Origin of the sequence: Nocardia sp. NPDC059240, assembly GCF_042753865.1 — a bacterium.
GTDB lineage: Bacteria > Actinomycetota > Actinomycetes > Mycobacteriales > Mycobacteriaceae > Nocardia.
Window position 1 is genome coordinate 232,366 of sequence record NZ_JBHZAC010000003.1, and the last position, 16,765, is coordinate 249,130.

A 16,765-nucleotide genomic window follows, 5' to 3' on the forward strand; every position below is an offset into this window, starting at 1 on the left:
GGCATGACCGTTCCGGAAAGCGATGGCGCTCAAATCGAAGTCGTGCGCGTGTTCACCGACCCGGCCGGACGCTTCGGCAATCCCCTCGGCATCGCGCGGCATTCGGCCGTCGAGAACGTCGACCATCAGGCGCTCGCGGCGCGGGTCGGCTACAGCGAAACCGTGGTGGTGGACGATCCGGCGGAGGGGCGGGTGCGCATGCGCATCTACACACCGACCGTCGAACTCCCCTTCGCCGGGCATCCCAGCGTCGGCACCGCATGGTGGCTCAACGACCAGCAGACGCCGGTCAAGGTGATCGACGTACCGGCCGGGCCGGTCGAGGTGACCCTCACCGACGGACTGACCTGGGCCCGCGCCCGCGCCGAATGGGCGCCGAACTTCGAATTCCACCAGTTCGAGGACGCGGCCGAGATCGCGACGCTGGATCCGGCCGATTTCCCCGACGGCAAGCACTACTGCTGGGGCTGGACCAACGAACCGCGCGGTGCGGTCCGGGCGCGAATGTTCGCTCCCGCCATGGGAGTTCCCGAGGACGAGGCGACCGGCGCGGCCGCCATCCGGCTCACCGCGCTGCTCACCCGGGGCCTCAACATCACCCAGGGCGAGGGGTCGCAGATCTTCACCGAATGGGATTCCGACGGCTGGGCCCGCGTGGGCGGTCGCGTGGTCGCCGACCACCCGATCACCATCTAGACCCGCGGGCTAGATCCGCTGCCCGAAGGCGAGCCGGTGACCACCGGGGATGCGGAGCACGAAATCGCGCAGGCCCCAGGGATGTTCGGTCAGGCCCGTAACGATATCGGCGTTGTGTAACACGCAGTGTGCATGCAGCGCATCCACATCGGCCACGCCGACGTACCCGGCGGTGGTCTCGTTGACGGCGGGGTTCGGGGTGGCGACGATGCCCAGCCCGACCCCGTCGCGACGCATCAGCGCCAGCCCCATCGCCGGTTCGTGCACCTCGACGGTGAAGCCGAGGACATCGCGCAGGAACTCGACGGTAGGGGTGAGATCGGCCACCTCGAGGTTGGCCCGGTAACTCTCGAATTCGACCATTCCCGCAGCGTACCGCCGGCCTGCCCGGGAAATTCGGTTGCGAACCTGTCGGTGGGCGATGAGAAGGTGGAGTCTCGGCCGTCTTCATCGGCAAAAGCTCAGCCTGGATCGGAAGGACTATTCGTCGTGGACACCGTCATGCCATCGACCACGCTCGCGGGGTCCGAGCGGGCGGGACGCCGCGAATGGATCGGCCTCGGCGTGCTGGCGCTGGCCTGTCTGGTCTACGCCATGGATCTGACCGTGCTGCACCTGGCCGTGCCGGAGATCAGCGCGACATTGCATCCCAGCAGCACCGAACTGCTGTGGATCATCGACGTCTACGGATTCATGCTGGCCGGTCTGCTGATCACCATGGGCACGCTCGGCGATCGCATCGGCAGACGGCGGCTACTGCTGCTCGGCGGCGCACTGTTCGGCGTGGTCTCGATCGTCGCGGCCTTCTCCCCCAGCGCCGAATTCCTGATCGCGTGCCGCGCATTGCTGGGCATCGCGGGCGCCACCATCGCCCCCTCCACCCTTTCGTTGATCTTCAATATGTTCCGTGATCCGCGCCAGCGCTCGCTGGCCGTGGGCACCTGGGTGAGCGCGTTCTCCGCCGGTGGCGTGGTGGGCCCACTGCTGGGTGGCGTTCTGCTGGAGCACTTCTGGTGGGGTTCGGTGTTCTTCCTCGCCGTCCCGGTAATGGCGCTGCTACTGGTACTCGGGCCCCGGGTACTGCCGGAGTTCCGTGACGCCGAAGCCGGTCGCCTCGATCTGGTCAGTGCCGCACTCAGCGTGGTCGCCATGATCTCGTTGGTACTGGCCATGAAGAAGATCGCGCAGGACGGAGTCGGCACGGTCCCGTTGATCGCGGCCGTGGTGGGACTCGCAGCGGGCGCGTTGTTCGTGCACCGTCAGCGCACCCGACCGGATCCGATGCTGGATCTGACCCTGTTCCGGCTGGGCGCCTTCCGAACCTCGTTGGGCATCAATGTGATCGCCATCTTCGTGGCCTTCGGCTACTTCCTGTTCGTAGCCCAGTACTTCCAACTGGTCCTGAACATGACCCCACTGGCCGCCGGCCTAGCCATGGCCCCCTCCAACATCGGCTTCATCATCGGCTCACAGGCCGCCCCGCGCATCGTCCGCGTGCTCCGCCCGGCCTATCTGATCGGCGCCGGAATGGTCCTGGCCGCAATCGGATTGGCCATGCTGACCCAGCTGTCGGTAACCGGCGGCCCCGCGATGGCGGTGATCGCCTCCCTGCTGATCGCCCTGGGCTTGGCTCCGGTGTTCGGCATCACCACCGAACTGATCGTCGGCTCGGCTCCCCCCGAACAAGCCGGCGCCGCCTCCGGCGTCTCCGAAACCGGCGCGGAACTCGGTGGCGCCCTGGGCATCTCGATCCTGGGCAGCATCAGCCTGGCCATCTACCGCAGCGACCTGGCCGATTCGCTGCCCCACAACGTGCCGGGAGCGGACTCCGTCCGCGAGACGCTCGGCGAGGCGGTCCAGGTGGCGGCCACCCTCCCGGCCGATCTCGGCGACACGGTCCTGACGGCTGCCCGCGCGGCCTTCATCCACGGCGTCCACATCACCGCCGGTGTCGCGGCGATCGGCGCGGTCGCCGTGGGCGTACTCGCGGTGGCCCGACTACGCCACGTGCCCGCTGGTGAACTCTCCGGCGGGCACGGGCACGACTGAACACCGGCTAGTTGTAGCCGTGTTGCTTGAAATAATCCGACGAGAAACCAATTGGAATAATATCGTCCCGCCCTTGTATGAACGCATCGAGATGCGCCTTTATTATTCCAAGATTAGGCTTGCCGCTCGAATCGAAGAATTCGTGAGTACGGCCATCGAATTCGTATTCATTGAACCTTTCGAACGTTCCCGGATGCGTATCGTTGTAGGCAGAAATCATTTCAACGTCTTTATAAATGGGGTCGATGTAACTCGTAGTGGGCGCTTGTTGCGTAGCAACGCTACTCGACCGGCCGGGATTCCCAGCCGAGCATCCGACCACAAGCAGACAGACGGCGCAGGAAACCGCAACAATCGGACCGAGAACAGCACACCTCATCGACTATCCCCGTCCTCCGGTTCGGCAACTGATATGTCGTCCTTCACCCAGCCCTGGTTATGATTCAAATCGTAGCGCCCGAGCGGTTTCTCCATTATGTCCGTCAGCGCCTGCTGAAATGCGTCCGGGTGCTTCTTTATCACTTCCACGTTGGGCCGACCTTGGTCGTCGAAGAATTTGTGAGTATGACCATCGAATTCGTAGGTGTTGAATCTTTCGAACGTTCCAGGGTTCAGCGAGTTGTAACCGCGGATGATGTTGACGTCCTGATAGAGGGGATCGGAGCTGCCGATACCCTGCGCCAGCGCGAGATCGTTGGACCAGTGCGTCGGGGTGAGATTGATGCCGTAGGTGTCGGGAGTTTCGATCTGGGCCTTGATAATCGGGTCGAGGATCCAGGCCGCGGTGGATATGGCCCCGCCTTCCGGGCCGAAGCTACCGGCTCCGTTGACGATTCCGGTGACAATGTCGGCGATTTCCAGCTTCTTGTTGTAGGCCGCGGTGGCAGCGTCGTTGGCGTTCAGGTGATCGATGTCGATCAGGGTTTTCAGCTCATCGTGCAGACCTGCCTGCATGGCCCCGGTGAGCTGGGCACTCTGGAGGGCTGCGTAGTCGTACCCGGCTCCGGCCTTGAAATCGAGTTGCCCGGCCAGGTGCGCAGCGGCCTCATTGAATTCCGTGGCAGCCTGCGGGTTCGAATCGATCACCTTGAACAGATTTGACAGATCGCCGGCGGTGTAGTCGACGCCGGCGTGTGTACCGGCGGTTGCGAGGTTGCCGGCGTAGTGATTGACGAGCAGGTCGGATTCGTGGATTCCGGCGTTGACTCCGACGAAGTTGGGGATGTAGGGCTCGAGTGACTTCGCTACGGCGATGCTCAGATTCGGGTTCAACTCGCCGAAGGAGACGTATCCGGAATAGCCCGGGATGTCATGCGACAGCGTTGCCTGGTTCTTGACGATTACATTCGCCAACGCAGTGGCTGATTCACCGGCACGCTGCTGGAGGAACTGGTTCGGGGAACCGGCATCCTGACCGATCCATGAGACGAGCTTCTGTGCGCCGAGCTGGTCGGGATTCCATTGGTGCTGAATGATGTCCAACACGTGGCTGTCCGCATCGTAATGTCCGCCGGGTGTGCAGGTGACATCCATGACGTTATCGGGGTTGGTGAAGGCGTCGCGAGCTGCGGTGTGGTCGCCGGCTGCGTCGAACAAGAACTTGTCGGCGAGCTTGCCGGTGTCGGAGTTCTTGTCGGTGTCGAGGGCGGCGATTTCGGCACCCTGCTTGATCAGGGCACGGTTGATGTCACTGCCTTGAATCGTGGTGTCGCCCTTGCTCATCAGGTCGGCCAGCGCACCCATTTGCTTGGTTCCGTCGCTCAGAGCGGCGGAGACGGCGGCATTCTTGTCTCCGCCGTTGGCCAGTGCGTCTTTGCCGTTCAGGTTCAACCCGGAAGGGTTGGGCCGCAGCCATGTTTGGACCGTGTCGGGGAGCTGTTTCATGCCGCCGGTGTCCGTACCGCTGGGTTGGCCGTCAAGGCCCGCGGCGTGGATCTGGGGGTTGGAGATGAGGCGGAAATCGTTGGCGATGGCGGCTTGGACCATGGATGGTTCGTTGCCCGGCAGGGTAGATCCAAGCTTGTCGATGTCGGCTGGAGACATGCCGTTCATGGCCTGAGTGAAGGCCTGGAGGTAGCCGAATTGGGGCAGGTTCACCGATTTGGTGCCGTCGGTATCCAGGGCGGTGGAGTCGTCGGCGGAGAGGTGGGTGGCGAGGCGGAGTCGTTCGACGGTGGACGGGTCGGCGGTGCCGTTCTTCAATGATTGGAGGTCTTTGCGGGCCTGGTCGGGGGTGAGCTGGTCGAGCGGGTTGGTCGCTGCCAGTTGGGCTTTGGTTGGGGCCATGCCGGAGATGGAGTTGATGGCATCGAGGATTTTCGGGGCCCAGTGGTCCATCGACTCGCCGATCGCCCGCGCCAGTCCCTGCAGGCTGACGCTGTCGTTGGCGGCTTGGTTCTTGTCGTTGTCGCTGGGTTTGTTGGTTTTGGACTGGTTGGGCGCTGTGACGGTGAAGTCCTCGGCCACCGACCAGCCCGTCGGCAACGATGTGAGCGTGGACTGGATTTGGCTGATCGGGTAGTCGATTTCACCTTCCGCGCCTTCGAGGGCGAGAGCGAAATTGTCGTACGAGGTGGCCAGGGCCCGCTGCTGGATCTTTTCGCTGTCTGCGCGGCCGAGTGCGCCGTCGTGGGCCGCTCCCGACCAATCCAGAGCGGAGATGGTGCGGTTGAGAGTGTCAGCCTGGGTATCGATGGCGTCGCGGACCTTGCCCGCGTCCAGTGCGATCTGGCCTAGTACCCCGGTCTTCCAGCTCATCACCTGCGACTTCGTCGGAGTGGCCATCAGACTTCGCTCGCGTTCAGATCGACCAGACCCTTGAACTGTGCGGCGAGCTCGGTGTCGGTATCGGCGAAGGTGACCGCCGCCTGCTCCAGCAGACCGGCGAAACCCGCGTAGCGGGAAGCGAGGACGTTCATCGCCTGCGCGCCCACATCATCGGCCTTCATCGCGAACAGCGAGCCGCCCAGTGCGGCCGCGATCTTGGAACCTTTCAACGCGTCCACCCCGCGCTGCGCGTTCAACGGCGGGAACACCGCGGTGTCCTTGACCGCCTCACCGAGCTCGCCGATGTTGACCGCGGCGCTCGTCAACGAATCCGGATCGATCTTCATGCCCCCACCTCAGGTCCCCTCCCAGGCCGATATTCACAATCGAGTCATCGACGCTATCCAAGACCGAAATGCCTTGCAATTACGCATCATTGACGATCAGGCGGGGATGGGGGGCAAATGCGCTGGTGGCCCGGGCGTCTGCCCGGGCCACCAGTTCACCGTTGTTCAGATTTCGTAAAGGACGCCGATTCGGGTCAGCCGAGGGCGGCGGCGAAGCGGGCGGCCATTTCGGCGACCTGGGGCTCGGTGATGACGAAGGTTGGGGAGATTTGGAGGGCTCCCTGGCCGGCGGCGCGGGTTGAGACGCCGTGGGCACGGAGGGTTTTCACCATGGGGAGGGCCTCGGCGGGGTCGGCGAGCTGGACGGCGGCTACTGCGCCGAGGCCGCTGCGGACCTCGGCGACGCGCGGGTGGGCGGCCAGCGGCGAGAAGTACTGGTGGAGGAGGGATTCCAGGTTCTTGCTGGCGGCGAGGAGGTTCTCGCGCTCGAAGATGTCGAGGTTGGCCATGGCCGCTGCGGCCGCACCGGCGTGGCCGCCGTAGGTGTAGCCGTGTCGCCACCACACGCCGCCGGAGAAGAACGGTTCGGCGATGCGGGGGGCGATGAAGACCGCGCCCATGGGGACGTACCCGGAGGTGAGGCCCTTGGCGGTGGTCATGATGTCGGGTTCGAGGCCGAATCGTGAAGAGGCGAACCAGGATCCGCCGATGCGGCCGAAGCCGGTGACGACCTCGTCGGCGACGAAGAGGATGTCGTTGTCGCGGCAGATCTGGCGGACCTCGGTCAGGTAGCCCTCCGGCGGCAGGTAGACGCCACCGGCGCCGATGATGGGTTCGGCGAAGAAGGCCGCGATGCGGTCCGCGCCGACCTCTTCGATGAGCGCGGTCAGACCCTTGGCCTGATCCCACTCGATGGTGCGGGTGTCGGGCATGAACACGCCCGTGTAGCCCTCGCCGTTGACCGGGATGCCGGCCAGCGAGGTGCCGCCGACGTGCATGCCGTGGTACGCCTTCTGGCGGCCGACCAGGATGGTCTTGTCGGGACGGCCCATCTCCTGCCAGTAGCGCCGGGCCAGCTTGGCGGCGGTGTCGATGCCGTCGGAGCCGCCGGAGGTGAAGAAGATCTTGCTGCCGGGCACCGGCGCGATTGCCGAGAGCCGTTCGGCCAGATCGCGGGTGACCGGGGCGGCGAAGTCACCGAAGTTGGAGTAGTGCGCGACCTGGGTCAGCTGCGCGGCCACCGCGTCGCCGATCTCGCGACGACCGTGTCCGATATTGGCGAACCACAGTCCGCCGGTGGCGTCGAGATACTGCGTGCCACCCTCGTCCCAGATGTACGCGCCCTCGCCGCGCGTCACCACGAACGCACCGTCGCGCTCGACCGCGCCCATATCGGCGAAGCCATGCCACAGCGAACCCATCAAGCACCTCCATCACCCGGCACCGGCCACACCCAATCGGGCGAACCGACTCAACCTCTCTATCTCACCATTTCGACGGTGATCAGGTCGAACGGCCCCCGGGTCAGGCGGTCGCGGCGGCCACCAGCATGTAGGCGGTACCGAGATCCATCACCAGGTGCGGGATGACGGTCAGTGATCCGGGCGTCCCCATGGGGTGCGGGAACACCCGTGGCAATCGGGCGCGCAGGGCGGGCACGGCCATGACGAGCGCGTCCACCGCGAACAGGGCCGCCAGGGCGTACATCGGTGCGGGCGCGGGCCCCCCGTGCCCGCGCATCACCATCTGCCCGTGCGACCCGTGCCCGCTCATCGCGTACAACATCGCCGCGGCCGTCACCACGTGATACGCGAACACGCCGACCTTGCCCCCGCTGTCGACGGTCCCGATCCCGCTGCGCCACCGCAGCATTCGATCTCCCAGCACCAGGGTGTACACCACCACCATCGCCGTCAGGACCCCGCGCACCGCGTCGGGTCGGACGGCCATCGGAAACACCAGCATTCCCAGCATGACCAGGCACATCAGCAAGTGCGCGGCATCCGAGCTCTGATCCGCACTCTCACCGGGCCGCTCCCGGCCCTGCCCCAGCCTGGCGACCACGATGACGGCCGCCGTACAGAAGGAGATCACCGCAATCCAGCGCAGTACCCCGTACTGCTCCACGAATTCCACCGCATCCCACCACCTCTCACCGCGGCGATCGGCTTCCACTTCCATGGTGACACCGGCCGGGCGGAACGCGTCCGCCCTTGCGCTGCCGAATCCGCCGCCCCCGCACCGCCACTGGGTGACCGATTGACCGGCCGATTCACTCGGTGCCCTCACCCTGCGACGGTTGCTGCGTTTACGAATAAACAGAGGAGTACCCAATGCGGCCGCGCCCGAACGCCGAAGAGATCGACCCCATCGCCGATTTACGAGCGAACCTGAACCTGCTGCGCTATTCGGTCGAGCAGATGACCGAGGCGATGAAGAGCATCCTGCAGGACATGCGCGGCTTCGACGCGCGGCTGAGCGCACTGGAGGCGAGCTGCGGGGATCGCTCACCGCGGGACTGATCGCACCGGAGCCCCGGAGCTGACCCGGAAGGGGTTGCGGGTCAGCGGATTCGGAAGACCGGCCCGTGCGGACGGAATGGCAGGGACGCGCCGGCGGGGATGAGGTAGGCGTGTTCGTGGCGAATGCGCAGCACATCGATCGCGCCATCTGTGATCACCAGAATCGGCCCCTCGGGCGGGAAATCGTCGGCACGCTCGAGCAGCCGGATCCCCGGTTGCAGCACGGTGCCGCCGCGCCCGCGCACCCGCACACCGGCGGCGATCTCGTCGACGGGCAGATACCCGGCGTCGTGGGCGGCCGCATCGCAGTAGACGACGCGGGCACGCGGCACGTCCCGGGCGGTGGCGTAGGAGGCGATCGCACCCAGACCCTTGCCCATGAGCGCGGCCGACATCGATCCCGAGGTATCGAGCACGACACCGAAGGTGGGCAGCCGCACCGCTTCCTCGGGCCGCATCCACGCCGGGCGCGGAATGTCGGGCGTCGAGGATTGGCGGCGGGAGGCGCGCGCGTAGCTGCGACGCTTCTCCACCGCGGGGATGTGCTCGTCGAACCACTGCGCCAACTGGGCGTCCCAGGGCAGCGGCGGCTGGTCGAGCGCACGGATCTCCTGTTCGAGTCCGGCGGGCAGCAGGCCGCGGCCACCGGACTGGTGGTAGGCCAGCCCGGTGCACATCGCGTTGCGGTAGTACTCGTCCAGGTCCAGGTAGCGGCCGGGAGTGTGACTGTGCGGCAGCGGCTCTCCGAAGATGTCGCTCTTGCCACGCCCACGCAGGGTGGCGATCTTGCGCAGCCGGCGCAGGTCGATGGCGATGCGGTCGTAGACCTGTTCGGCGGACAGCCCCTTCAGATCCGGGTCGTAGAGCAGGCCGTCCGGCAACTGCCCGACACCCATCTCCACCAGCCAGCCGTTGACCACGTAGTCGCAGGCGACGTTGAACAGGTAGTGGTCGCGCCAGCCCGCGCGCTCACCGTGCCGCAGCGCGGCGTGCAGCATCTCGTGGGCGAGGACGAACTTCCACTCCTCGTCGGTGAGCCCGGCGAACGGGTTGATGTAGATCTCGGCCGCTTCGGCATTGACGGCCGCGATCGAAATGTCCCAGCCGCGTGCCACGTCCGCGTCGGCGACGATCTTCATCCCGGCGGCCAGCGCGCCCAGCAGCGGGTAGGAAGAAACGAACCAGTTGAGGGCCCGGTCCCACACCCGCATCTTCTCGACCCGGCCGCGGGTGACATCGTGACCGGCCTCGGCGAGCGCGTCGCGGGCCGCCTCGCCGATGCCGATGGCGAAATGCGTTTGGTGGTCGTGGCTTTTCGCCAGGCCCGCGGAACCGATGAAGAAGTCCGGGAACTCGGGCCGACGATACGGCTCCGGAACGCTTGTCTGCCACCAGCGTTCGGCCAGTGCCTGCTCGTCGGAACCGGCGGGCGGGGGCGGCAGCGGTTCGGGCGGATGACCGATCTTGAGGGTCAGCAGGTACTGGTCGACGATCGCGCAGCAGGCGGCTCGGTACACCGGATGCGGTTCGTGCGGTGCGTCGATCCAGGTGCGTGCGTACGCGTTCACCGCCAGCGCGCGCTCGGGGACGGCACGCGGATCGAGGTGACCGAAGCCGAGGTGCAGCAGCAGGTGCGCGAACACCCAGGCCCATTCGTCGGCGGTGCCACGCTGTTTCGGGTTGTAGCGCACGGTGCCGTGCGGTGAAGCGACCGCCCACACGTCCCGGGGCAGCCGGTCAGCGTCGTCCTCGTAGCGCTGGCAGCTCATCCGCCGGAAGACGGCGAGCCCGTTCACCTGCCGCCACCCGGCCTCGATGTGCTCGCGCCACGGGTCGATCACCTTGCCGCGCTTGCGATTCGAACGTCCGGCCACGGCTACCTCCGGGCGGCCAGGCGAGGCAGGTCGCGGGTGACCTCCACGAGGAACCAGGACGGCAGCACCGGCAGGCCGTCGTCGTCGGAGGCGATCACCAGTTGCGCGCACTCCACCGAGATCTCGGCCAGTTCGGTGAGCATGGTCTTGGCCCGCAATACGAATCGCTTCAGCCCGGCCGAGACGTGTTCACGGGAGTCGGGCAGGTCCTTGATCAACCGGGCGCGGAAGGCCTCCGACAGGAAGTACAGCAGGTCGCGGTCGGCCGGATTGCGCGGCCAGCCCGCGTCACCCTTGATGACCGCCTCCAGGTCGTAGGCGTGGCGCACGGTCTTGACGAAGGCGCGGAAGCCGGAAGCGTGTGCGGTGGTGAGGATTCCGGAGGCGAGCACCCACAGCACGGTGTCGTCGATCTCGCCGCCGTAGGAGTGCAGGGCGTCCGACAGCATGTGCCAGCCGCGCGGGGTCGAGAACGGCTGCTCGGTCTTGGGCGGCTGCGCCCACAGGTGATCGGGCCGCTGCATCAGGTATTCGACGATCCACGGGTGAATGTCGTTGCCGGCTGCCCACTTCAGCCAGTCGTCGACATCGGCACGCAGGTGCACGTGCACCATGCGGTTGACCAGCGCGGAGGCCATCGGCCGCGCGAGCGCGTTGTCGGTGGCGCGGTTGCCGGCGCCGATGACGACCGACCCGGCGGGCAGCTCGTAGTTGCCGATGCGCCGATCCAGGATCAGCGAGTAGAAGGATTTCTGCACCTCGGCGGGCGCGGCATTGAGTTCGTCGAGGAACAGGCAGTAGGGCTGCTCACGCGCGATCATCTCCGGCGGCGCGAATCGGCTGCGGTCCCCCACGATCTGCGGCACGCCGATGAGATCCTCGAGCGCCAGCTGGGTGCCGAGCAGGGTGACGCACTCCACGCCGAGCTCGTCGGCGAAAGCCCGCACCAGCGAGCTCTTTCCGATTCCGGGCGCTCCCCACAGAAATACCGGACGCACCACCGCGATGTGCAGCAGCAGCTCCGGCAACTGATCCGGAGTCACCGTGACAGTCGCTTCCAAGTGGTCCTTTCAGGTCGAATGTGCACCCAGGGTAGAAGCGCCCATTCGGTCCCGGCCACCGATTTTTCCGGCGGCGCACCCGGATCGGAAGGTCAGTACAGCAGCGGGGCGAGACCGGCGGCACACTCGCGGGCCGGGTCGCGGTGCGTCTCGAGGGCGGGTAGGCGATTGCTCGGACCGGTCAGGCACAGCGCGCCTGCGAGGGTGCCCAGCGCGTTGTAGATGGGCAGTGCCAGGCACGCGACCCCGGGCACGAGTTCATCGGCGGCGCGGGCGTATCCGATGTCGCGCACCGACTGCAGATCGCTGGCCAGCGCCGGATGATCGATCTTGGTGCGCGGCGCGATGCGCGGCGGATTCGCCACCAGCGTGCGCCATTCGGTGTGCGAGGCCAGCAGCAGTTTGCCCGCCGCGGAGGCGTGCAGGTGCCGGGAGAGTTCGCGCTCGCCGGGGATCGGATGGTCGGGGTCCTCGCTGAGGACCTGGACGGCCGCCGGGCGGAAGTTCATGAGGTGCACCGCGAATCGGGTGGAAGCCCGGAACTCGTCGAGCAGGGTGCGCGCGGCGGTCGACAGCACCGGCACATTGATCGCGGCGGCGAAACCGCGCAGCCGCGCACCGAGCGCGAAGCCGCGCAGGTCGGCGGTGCGGACCAGATATTCGTCGGCCACCAGGGAATTGAGCAGCCGGTAGGTGGTGGCGGGGGCGATGCCGAGATGCGCGGCGATCTCCTTGGCGGTGACGCCCGCGCCCCGATCGGCGACCGCCTCGAGGATGGCGATCGAATTGGAGACGGTATTGGTGCGGCCGGAGTCCTTCATCGCGCTTACCGGAAGGTGACGTTCTCGAGCAGGTCGCCGCGCTGTGGCTCATCGTAGATGCCGATGCCGCGCAACCGATCCGGCGCACGCCACCGCAGGATCAGGGTGAACGCCACCGCCGCCGCCATGACCGCGGCATACGTGATCACCACGGTCACGTTCTCGTTGCGGGCCGAGACGGCGGCGGCGACCATGAGCACCCCGAGCAGGACGGCGGTCACCGTGCCGAGAATCGCGATCCACCGCGAGGATTCGCCGATACGGCGCAGCAGCGCGGGCGTGGCCAGGCACGCGGGCAGATACGAGCCGAGATAGCCGAGCGCGCTCAAGGTGAGGAAACTGCGGATGCCGTCCTGCGGTTCGGCCCCCGACACCAGATACCCGACCGTGCAGAGGGTGATCGCGGCCATCGCCGCCACGATCGCGGGCGCGGGCGTGCGGAATCGCGGATGCGCACGCCCGACCGCGGCCGGGGCGATACCCTCGCGGCCCATCGTGAACAGCACCCGCACCAGGGCGTTGACCGAGGCCACCGTGCACGCGAAGAACGACGCCGCCACACCCAGATCCAGGATCGAGGTCAGCGCGCGCGAATTGTCCTGCAGCAGCAGATCGGTGACGGGTGTCGAACTCGCGGCGATACCCGGCGACGCGGACGCCAGTGCCACCGCTTGCGCGCCGACCGCGACCAGATAGATGACCGCCGCCGCCACCGGCGTCCAGGCCAGGGTGCGCGGCACCGACCGGAACGGCCGATACGCCTCGGCCGAGAGCGTGGTGGCGCTCTCGAATCCGACGAAGGCACTGATCGCCACGACCGCGCTCATGGCGAGAGTGCCGGTGCCACCGTGCCATTCGAACGCGTGGGTGGCGGTGGCTCCGTGCCGGGTCAGCAAGTAGCCCATGAGCGCCAGCACCGTCACCACCGACACGCATTCCACCAGCAGCGTCGTGGACGCGGACAGTCGGATGCCACGCACCATGAGCACCGCCGCCACCACGGCCGCCGCCAGCAGCAGGGCGATGATCGTGGCGGTGCCGCCGAATCCGCTGATTCCGGCGGTGACCGCGATCTGATCCAGATAGGTGCCGACCGAGATCAGGCCCGACACACTGACACTCGCGTACCCGACGATCGCCGACCAGCCGACCGGCACCGCCACCACGGGGCCCAGCCCCTTGGCCACGTACGTGTACAGCCCGCCGGTCACCGCCAGCCGCTGCGCCATCGGCCGGATCACCAGCGCCACACCCCAAGCCAGCACCGCGGCCGCGAGGAACGCGACCATGCTCATCCCGCCGCCGCCCGCGGCGATCACGAAGGCCGGGGTGACCACGGCCGTCCCCGAGGGCGCGATGGCCGCCACCGATTGCGCGAACACCGGCACGAAAGGCAGTTCGCGCCGGGTCAATCCGCGCAGGGGTGAACGTTCGGCCACCGGGGGTGGGCTCGGCGGAGCCGCTGTCATGCGCGTGGTTCCCTTCTCACAACGGGTTGCCACAGCGTCGCCGACTCGTATTGCACGCACGTAAACGCCGGTAACGGCGGTTTGTCGCGAGGTGGGAGAAAACTCTCGCGGCTTTCTCGCCGACGGTCACCGTCGTACGCCCGCCGCTGTTACAGACCGCCTATAGCGTTCCGCCGCATCGAGATCGAACCCGCCACCGGCTGTTTCCGGGGCGGGTGCAGTAGAGAGACGGAGCCATGACGCAGCAGATAGATCGCGCCACCGCCGCGCCACCCGGTGCGAGCACCGGCGAGGGAGTGCACCGCCTGAAGGCCAATGCCATCGGTTTGCTCGGTGTGGTGTTCATGGCCATCGCGACGGCCGCGCCGATCACCGCCATGACCGGCAATGTGCCCTTCATGATCTCGGCGGGCACCGGCAAGGGCACACCCGCCGCCTTCCTGATCGCCATGGTGGTGCTGGCGGTGTTCTCCGTCGGCTTCACCGCCATGAGCAAGCACATCACTGCGACCGGCGCCTTCTACGGGTTCATCTCCTTCGGCCTGGGCCGCTCGGCGGGACTGGCGTCGGGCATGCTGGCCACCTTCGCGTACATGGTGTTCGAGGGTTCGCTGGTCGGCATCTTCTCCAGCTTCGGCACCAATACCGTTGCGGCACAGTTCGGCTGGCATGTGCCGTGGTGGGTGTTCGCGATCGTGATGCTGGCGATCAACGCGCTGGGCACCTGGTTCGGGGTGGCCGTGGCGGAGAAGTTCCTGGTCGTACTGCTCGGCACCGAGTGCCTGGTGCTGGCGATAATGGGTGTCGCGGTGGCGCTGCACGGTGGTGGGCCGCACGGCTTCCAGTTCGCGCCCCTGAATCCGGTCAACGCCTTCACCGGGCCGTCGGCGGGCCTGGGATTGTTCTTCGCGTTCTGGTCGTGGGTCGGGTTCGAGTCGACGGCCATGTACGGCGAGGAATCGCGCGACCCCAAGCGGATCATCCCCAAGGCCACCATGATCGCGGTCATCGGTGTCGGCATCTTCTACGTGCTGGTGTCGTGGATGGCCATGTCCGGCAACGGACTCGACGAATCGGCCACCCTGGCCGGCGGCGACAACCCGATGGACGTGTTCTTCCACCCGACCCAGACCTACGTCGGGCACTGGGCCGTCAGCGCCATGCAGTGGCTGATGATGACCGGTTCGCTGGCCTGCGGCATGGCCTTCCACAACTGCGCGGCCCGCTACCTCTACGCGCTGGGACGTGAAGGCGTGTTCCCCGTGCTCAAGCGGACCGTCGGCCGCACACACGCCAAGCACGGTTCGCCGCACATCGCGGGTCTGGTGCAGTCCGTCGCGGCGGTGCTGCTGGTCGCCGGGTTCGGCATCGCGGGCAAGGATCCGTACAACGGCACCTACACGCTGCTGGCGATTCTCGGCACCATGGCCATCCTGGTCGTGCAGGCCGTCTGCTCGTTCGCGGTGCTGCGCTACTTCCGGCGCAACCACCCCGAATCCCGGCACTGGTTCCGCACTTTCACGGCACCGCTGATCGGCGGGCTCGCCATGATCGGTGTGGTGCTGCTGCTGGTCACCAATATGGGTACCGCCGCGGGTACCGAATCCGGGTCGCTGGTGCTGAAGGCGACCCCGTGGCTGGTGGCCGCGATCGCGCTCGGCGGCTTCGGTTTCGCCGAATACCTGAAGCGCCGCTCCCCCGACCGCTACGCCCTGGTGGGCCGGACCGTATTGGAGGAAACCCACGAACGATGACCTCCGGCCAGGCTGAGCCCCTCCTCACTCGGCATGGCAACGGCCCGGCGCCTCTCGGCCGCCGGGCCGTCTTTGTTTGCTTCGGTACAGCGTGCACGTATCCGACGCCCCGCGCTGGCACCCTCGGAAAGTGCACGTTGCGGTTCGCCCCACGATGTCCCGAACAACCGGATCTGGTTCCCGAGATCACGAATCCGGTCCGGCCACAACGAGTGTCACCGTTACCCACGCGCAGCGCGAGCGCTGGACGGCGGACGGCACGCTAGGTCGGCCGGTTGGCGCGGGAGGTCAGTCGATAGCCTGACCGCATGCGCATCGAAATCGACGACCTGACCGGCCCGGATGTGATCGGACTGCTCGAAGAACACGTCGCGGAGATGCTCGCGAATTCTCCCGAGGACAGCATGCACGCGCTGGATGTCACCGCGCTGCGGAAACCGGAGCTGACGTTCTTCTCGGCGTGGGAGGGCGACGCGTTGGCGGGGTGCGGGGCGATCAAGGAGCTCGATCCCACGCACGGGGAAATCAAGTCGATGCGTTCCACCGCGACGTTCCGAGGACGCGGGGTGGGGTCGCTGATGCTGCGGCACCTGCTCGAGGTGGCTCGCGATCGCGGCTATCGGCAGGTGAGTCTCGAGACCGGCTCGTCGGAGTTCTATCTGCCCGCGGTGCGGCTCTACGAGCGGTACGGGTTCGCGCACTGCGGGCCATTCGCGGATTACCTCGAGGATCCGCACAGCGTGTTCATGACGCTGTCGCTAGCCTGACGCCGCCGCGCGGCGGTCGCGGAAGCGACCCGCCATCTCACCGAGCGATGTCACCGCGATCGCCAGGATCACGAATCCGATGACCAGGAACACCAGTCCGATCGCCATCGGGCCGTAGCCCTGATCGCGTGGATCGATGAACGGGTACGGATACCAGTCGACGATCGGGCCGCGGATCAGCGTGTAGACGCCGTACACGACCGGATAGGCGAGCAGCCATCCGATCAGTCGGGCGCTGACACCCAGCGCGGCCGGGACCAGCAACCAGTCCGCCAGCGCGACCAGCGGGGTCACCCGGTGCAGCACATCGTTGGTCCACGGGTAGGCGATGCCGACACTGATCTTCTGCAGCAGCACCGCGTACACGATGCCGGTGATGGTGATGTACAGCGTCGACGCACACCGCACCAGCTGCCAGCTCCGACCCTGCGGATCGACCAGTGCGACGGCGATCCACACCGCCAGCACGATCAGATTCGATTGGATCGTGAAGTAGCTGAAGAAGTTTCCGACCGTCCCCGCCGCCGGTCCCAGATGTGTGGCGCTCCAGAGGATGGCGGCGATGTCGAGCGCCGCGACCGCGAGTAGCAGCAACCGGCCCCACAGCGGATGTACCGCAACGCTGTTCATCCCCCGATA

General features: G+C 66.8%; 16 protein-coding genes. 5 read left to right on the top strand and 11 right to left on the bottom strand.

The features are described 5' to 3' along the window. Positions 1–3 precede the first annotated feature (3 nt). A complete protein-coding gene (locus tag ACFXHA_RS11355) occupies positions 4–696 on the top strand; it encodes a PhzF family phenazine biosynthesis protein (RefSeq protein WP_379355488.1) in 693 nt (230 codons plus the stop codon). Positions 697–705: 9 nt separating this feature from the next. Here the strand turns inward: ACFXHA_RS11355 and ACFXHA_RS11360 are convergent, their stop codons facing one another. Next, positions 706–1,059 (bottom strand): VOC family protein, encoded by a 354-nt coding sequence (locus ACFXHA_RS11360; RefSeq protein WP_379355490.1) that lies wholly within the window; start codon positions 1,057–1,059, stop codon positions 706–708. 138 nt (positions 1,060–1,197) lie between these two features. Between ACFXHA_RS11360 and ACFXHA_RS11365 the strand changes: the two genes are divergently transcribed. Further along, positions 1,198–2,745 carry an MFS transporter gene (locus ACFXHA_RS11365; RefSeq protein ID WP_379356633.1) on the top strand — a complete coding sequence of 516 codons (1,548 nt, stop codon included), beginning with the start codon at positions 1,198–1,200 and terminating at the stop codon, positions 2,743–2,745. A gap of 7 nt (positions 2,746–2,752) precedes the next feature. Here ACFXHA_RS11365 and ACFXHA_RS11370 read toward each other — a convergent pair whose 3' ends face one another. From ACFXHA_RS11370 to ACFXHA_RS11390, 5 genes are all read right to left on the bottom strand, one after another. Continuing rightward, positions 2,753–3,124 carry a hypothetical protein gene (locus tag ACFXHA_RS11370; RefSeq protein WP_379355492.1) on the bottom strand — a complete coding sequence of 124 codons (372 nt, stop codon included), beginning with the start codon at positions 3,122–3,124 and terminating at the stop codon, positions 2,753–2,755. Next, entirely contained in the window at positions 3,121–5,529 is a 2,409-nt protein-coding gene (locus tag ACFXHA_RS11375; RefSeq protein ID WP_379355494.1) for a hypothetical protein, read from the bottom strand. Before ACFXHA_RS11375 ends, ACFXHA_RS11370 begins: the two co-directional genes overlap by 4 nt. Next, a complete protein-coding gene (locus ACFXHA_RS11380) occupies positions 5,529–5,858 on the bottom strand; it encodes a hypothetical protein (protein WP_379355496.1) in 330 nt (109 codons plus the stop codon). Before ACFXHA_RS11380 ends, ACFXHA_RS11375 begins: the two co-directional genes overlap by 1 nt. A gap of 194 nt (positions 5,859–6,052) precedes the next feature. Further along, positions 6,053–7,279: an aspartate aminotransferase family protein gene (locus ACFXHA_RS11385; protein WP_379355498.1), complete on the bottom strand. Its 1,227-nt coding sequence runs from the start codon at positions 7,277–7,279 to the stop codon at positions 6,053–6,055. Positions 7,280–7,382: 103 nt separating this feature from the next. Further along, positions 7,383–8,147 carry a DUF5134 domain-containing protein gene (locus ACFXHA_RS11390; RefSeq protein ID WP_379355500.1) on the bottom strand — a complete coding sequence of 255 codons (765 nt, stop codon included), beginning with the start codon at positions 8,145–8,147 and terminating at the stop codon, positions 7,383–7,385. 44 nt (positions 8,148–8,191) lie between these two features. Between ACFXHA_RS11390 and ACFXHA_RS11395 the strand changes: the two genes are divergently transcribed. Continuing rightward, positions 8,192–8,380: a hypothetical protein gene (locus tag ACFXHA_RS11395; RefSeq protein WP_379355502.1), complete on the top strand. Its 189-nt coding sequence runs from the start codon at positions 8,192–8,194 to the stop codon at positions 8,378–8,380. 41 nt (positions 8,381–8,421) lie between these two features. Here ACFXHA_RS11395 and ACFXHA_RS11400 read toward each other — a convergent pair whose 3' ends face one another. From ACFXHA_RS11400 to ACFXHA_RS11415, 4 genes are all read right to left on the bottom strand, one after another. Then, on the bottom strand, positions 8,422–10,254 hold the full coding sequence (locus ACFXHA_RS11400) for a hypothetical protein (RefSeq protein WP_379355503.1): 1,833 nt from the start codon (positions 10,252–10,254) through the stop codon (positions 8,422–8,424). Between the two features lie 2 nt (positions 10,255–10,256). Continuing rightward, positions 10,257–11,315, bottom strand: a complete 1,059-nt coding sequence (locus ACFXHA_RS11405) for an ATP-binding protein (RefSeq protein WP_379355505.1) — start codon at positions 11,313–11,315, stop codon at positions 10,257–10,259. A gap of 92 nt (positions 11,316–11,407) precedes the next feature. Next, positions 11,408–12,136 (bottom strand): IclR family transcriptional regulator, encoded by a 729-nt coding sequence (locus ACFXHA_RS11410; protein ID WP_379355507.1) that lies wholly within the window; start codon positions 12,134–12,136, stop codon positions 11,408–11,410. Between the two features lie 5 nt (positions 12,137–12,141). Next, positions 12,142–13,605, bottom strand: a complete 1,464-nt coding sequence (locus tag ACFXHA_RS11415) for an APC family permease (protein WP_379355509.1) — start codon at positions 13,603–13,605, stop codon at positions 12,142–12,144. 236 nt (positions 13,606–13,841) lie between these two features. Here ACFXHA_RS11415 and ACFXHA_RS11420 point away from each other — a divergent pair, with 236 nt between their 5' ends. After that, the gene (locus ACFXHA_RS11420) at positions 13,842–15,359 is read left to right on the top strand and encodes an APC family permease (RefSeq protein ID WP_379355511.1); all 1,518 of its coding nucleotides are present in this window, start codon (positions 13,842–13,844) and stop codon (positions 15,357–15,359) included. Positions 15,360–15,667: 308 nt separating this feature from the next. Further along, a complete protein-coding gene (locus ACFXHA_RS11425) occupies positions 15,668–16,126 on the top strand; it encodes a GNAT family N-acetyltransferase (RefSeq protein ID WP_379355513.1) in 459 nt (152 codons plus the stop codon). Here the strand turns inward: ACFXHA_RS11425 and ACFXHA_RS11430 are convergent. After that, positions 16,118–16,756, bottom strand: a complete 639-nt coding sequence (locus ACFXHA_RS11430; protein WP_379355515.1) for a Pr6Pr family membrane protein — start codon at positions 16,754–16,756, stop codon at positions 16,118–16,120. The genes ACFXHA_RS11425 and ACFXHA_RS11430 overlap by 9 nt on opposite strands. Positions 16,757–16,765 lie beyond the last annotated feature (9 nt).

What these genes read in the sequence shown, in the direction of transcription:
- ACFXHA_RS11355 (WP_379355488.1), top strand. Translation starts at nt 4, where the DNA reads ATGACCGTTCCGGAAAGCGATGGCGCTCAAATCGAAGTCGTGCGCGTG.
- ACFXHA_RS11360 (WP_379355490.1), bottom strand. Translation starts at nt 1,059, where the DNA reads ATGGTCGAATTCGAGAGTTACCGGGCCAACCTCGAGGTGGCCGATCTC.
- ACFXHA_RS11365 (WP_379356633.1), top strand. Translation starts at nt 1,198, where the DNA reads ATGCCATCGACCACGCTCGCGGGGTCCGAGCGGGCGGGACGCCGCGAA.
- ACFXHA_RS11370 (WP_379355492.1), bottom strand. Translation starts at nt 3,124, where the DNA reads ATGAGGTGTGCTGTTCTCGGTCCGATTGTTGCGGTTTCCTGCGCCGTC.
- ACFXHA_RS11375 (WP_379355494.1), bottom strand. Translation starts at nt 5,529, where the DNA reads ATGGCCACTCCGACGAAGTCGCAGGTGATGAGCTGGAAGACCGGGGTA.
- ACFXHA_RS11380 (WP_379355496.1), bottom strand. Translation starts at nt 5,858, where the DNA reads ATGAAGATCGATCCGGATTCGTTGACGAGCGCCGCGGTCAACATCGGC.
- ACFXHA_RS11385 (WP_379355498.1), bottom strand. Translation starts at nt 7,279, where the DNA reads ATGGGTTCGCTGTGGCATGGCTTCGCCGATATGGGCGCGGTCGAGCGC.
- ACFXHA_RS11395 (WP_379355502.1), top strand. Translation starts at nt 8,192, where the DNA reads ATGCGGCCGCGCCCGAACGCCGAAGAGATCGACCCCATCGCCGATTTA.
- ACFXHA_RS11410 (WP_379355507.1), bottom strand. Translation starts at nt 12,136, where the DNA reads ATGAAGGACTCCGGCCGCACCAATACCGTCTCCAATTCGATCGCCATC.
- ACFXHA_RS11415 (WP_379355509.1), bottom strand. Translation starts at nt 13,605, where the DNA reads ATGACAGCGGCTCCGCCGAGCCCACCCCCGGTGGCCGAACGTTCACCC.
- ACFXHA_RS11420 (WP_379355511.1), top strand. Translation starts at nt 13,842, where the DNA reads ATGACGCAGCAGATAGATCGCGCCACCGCCGCGCCACCCGGTGCGAGC.
- ACFXHA_RS11425 (WP_379355513.1), top strand. Translation starts at nt 15,668, where the DNA reads ATGCGCATCGAAATCGACGACCTGACCGGCCCGGATGTGATCGGACTG.
- ACFXHA_RS11430 (WP_379355515.1), bottom strand. Translation starts at nt 16,756, where the DNA reads ATGAACAGCGTTGCGGTACATCCGCTGTGGGGCCGGTTGCTGCTACTC.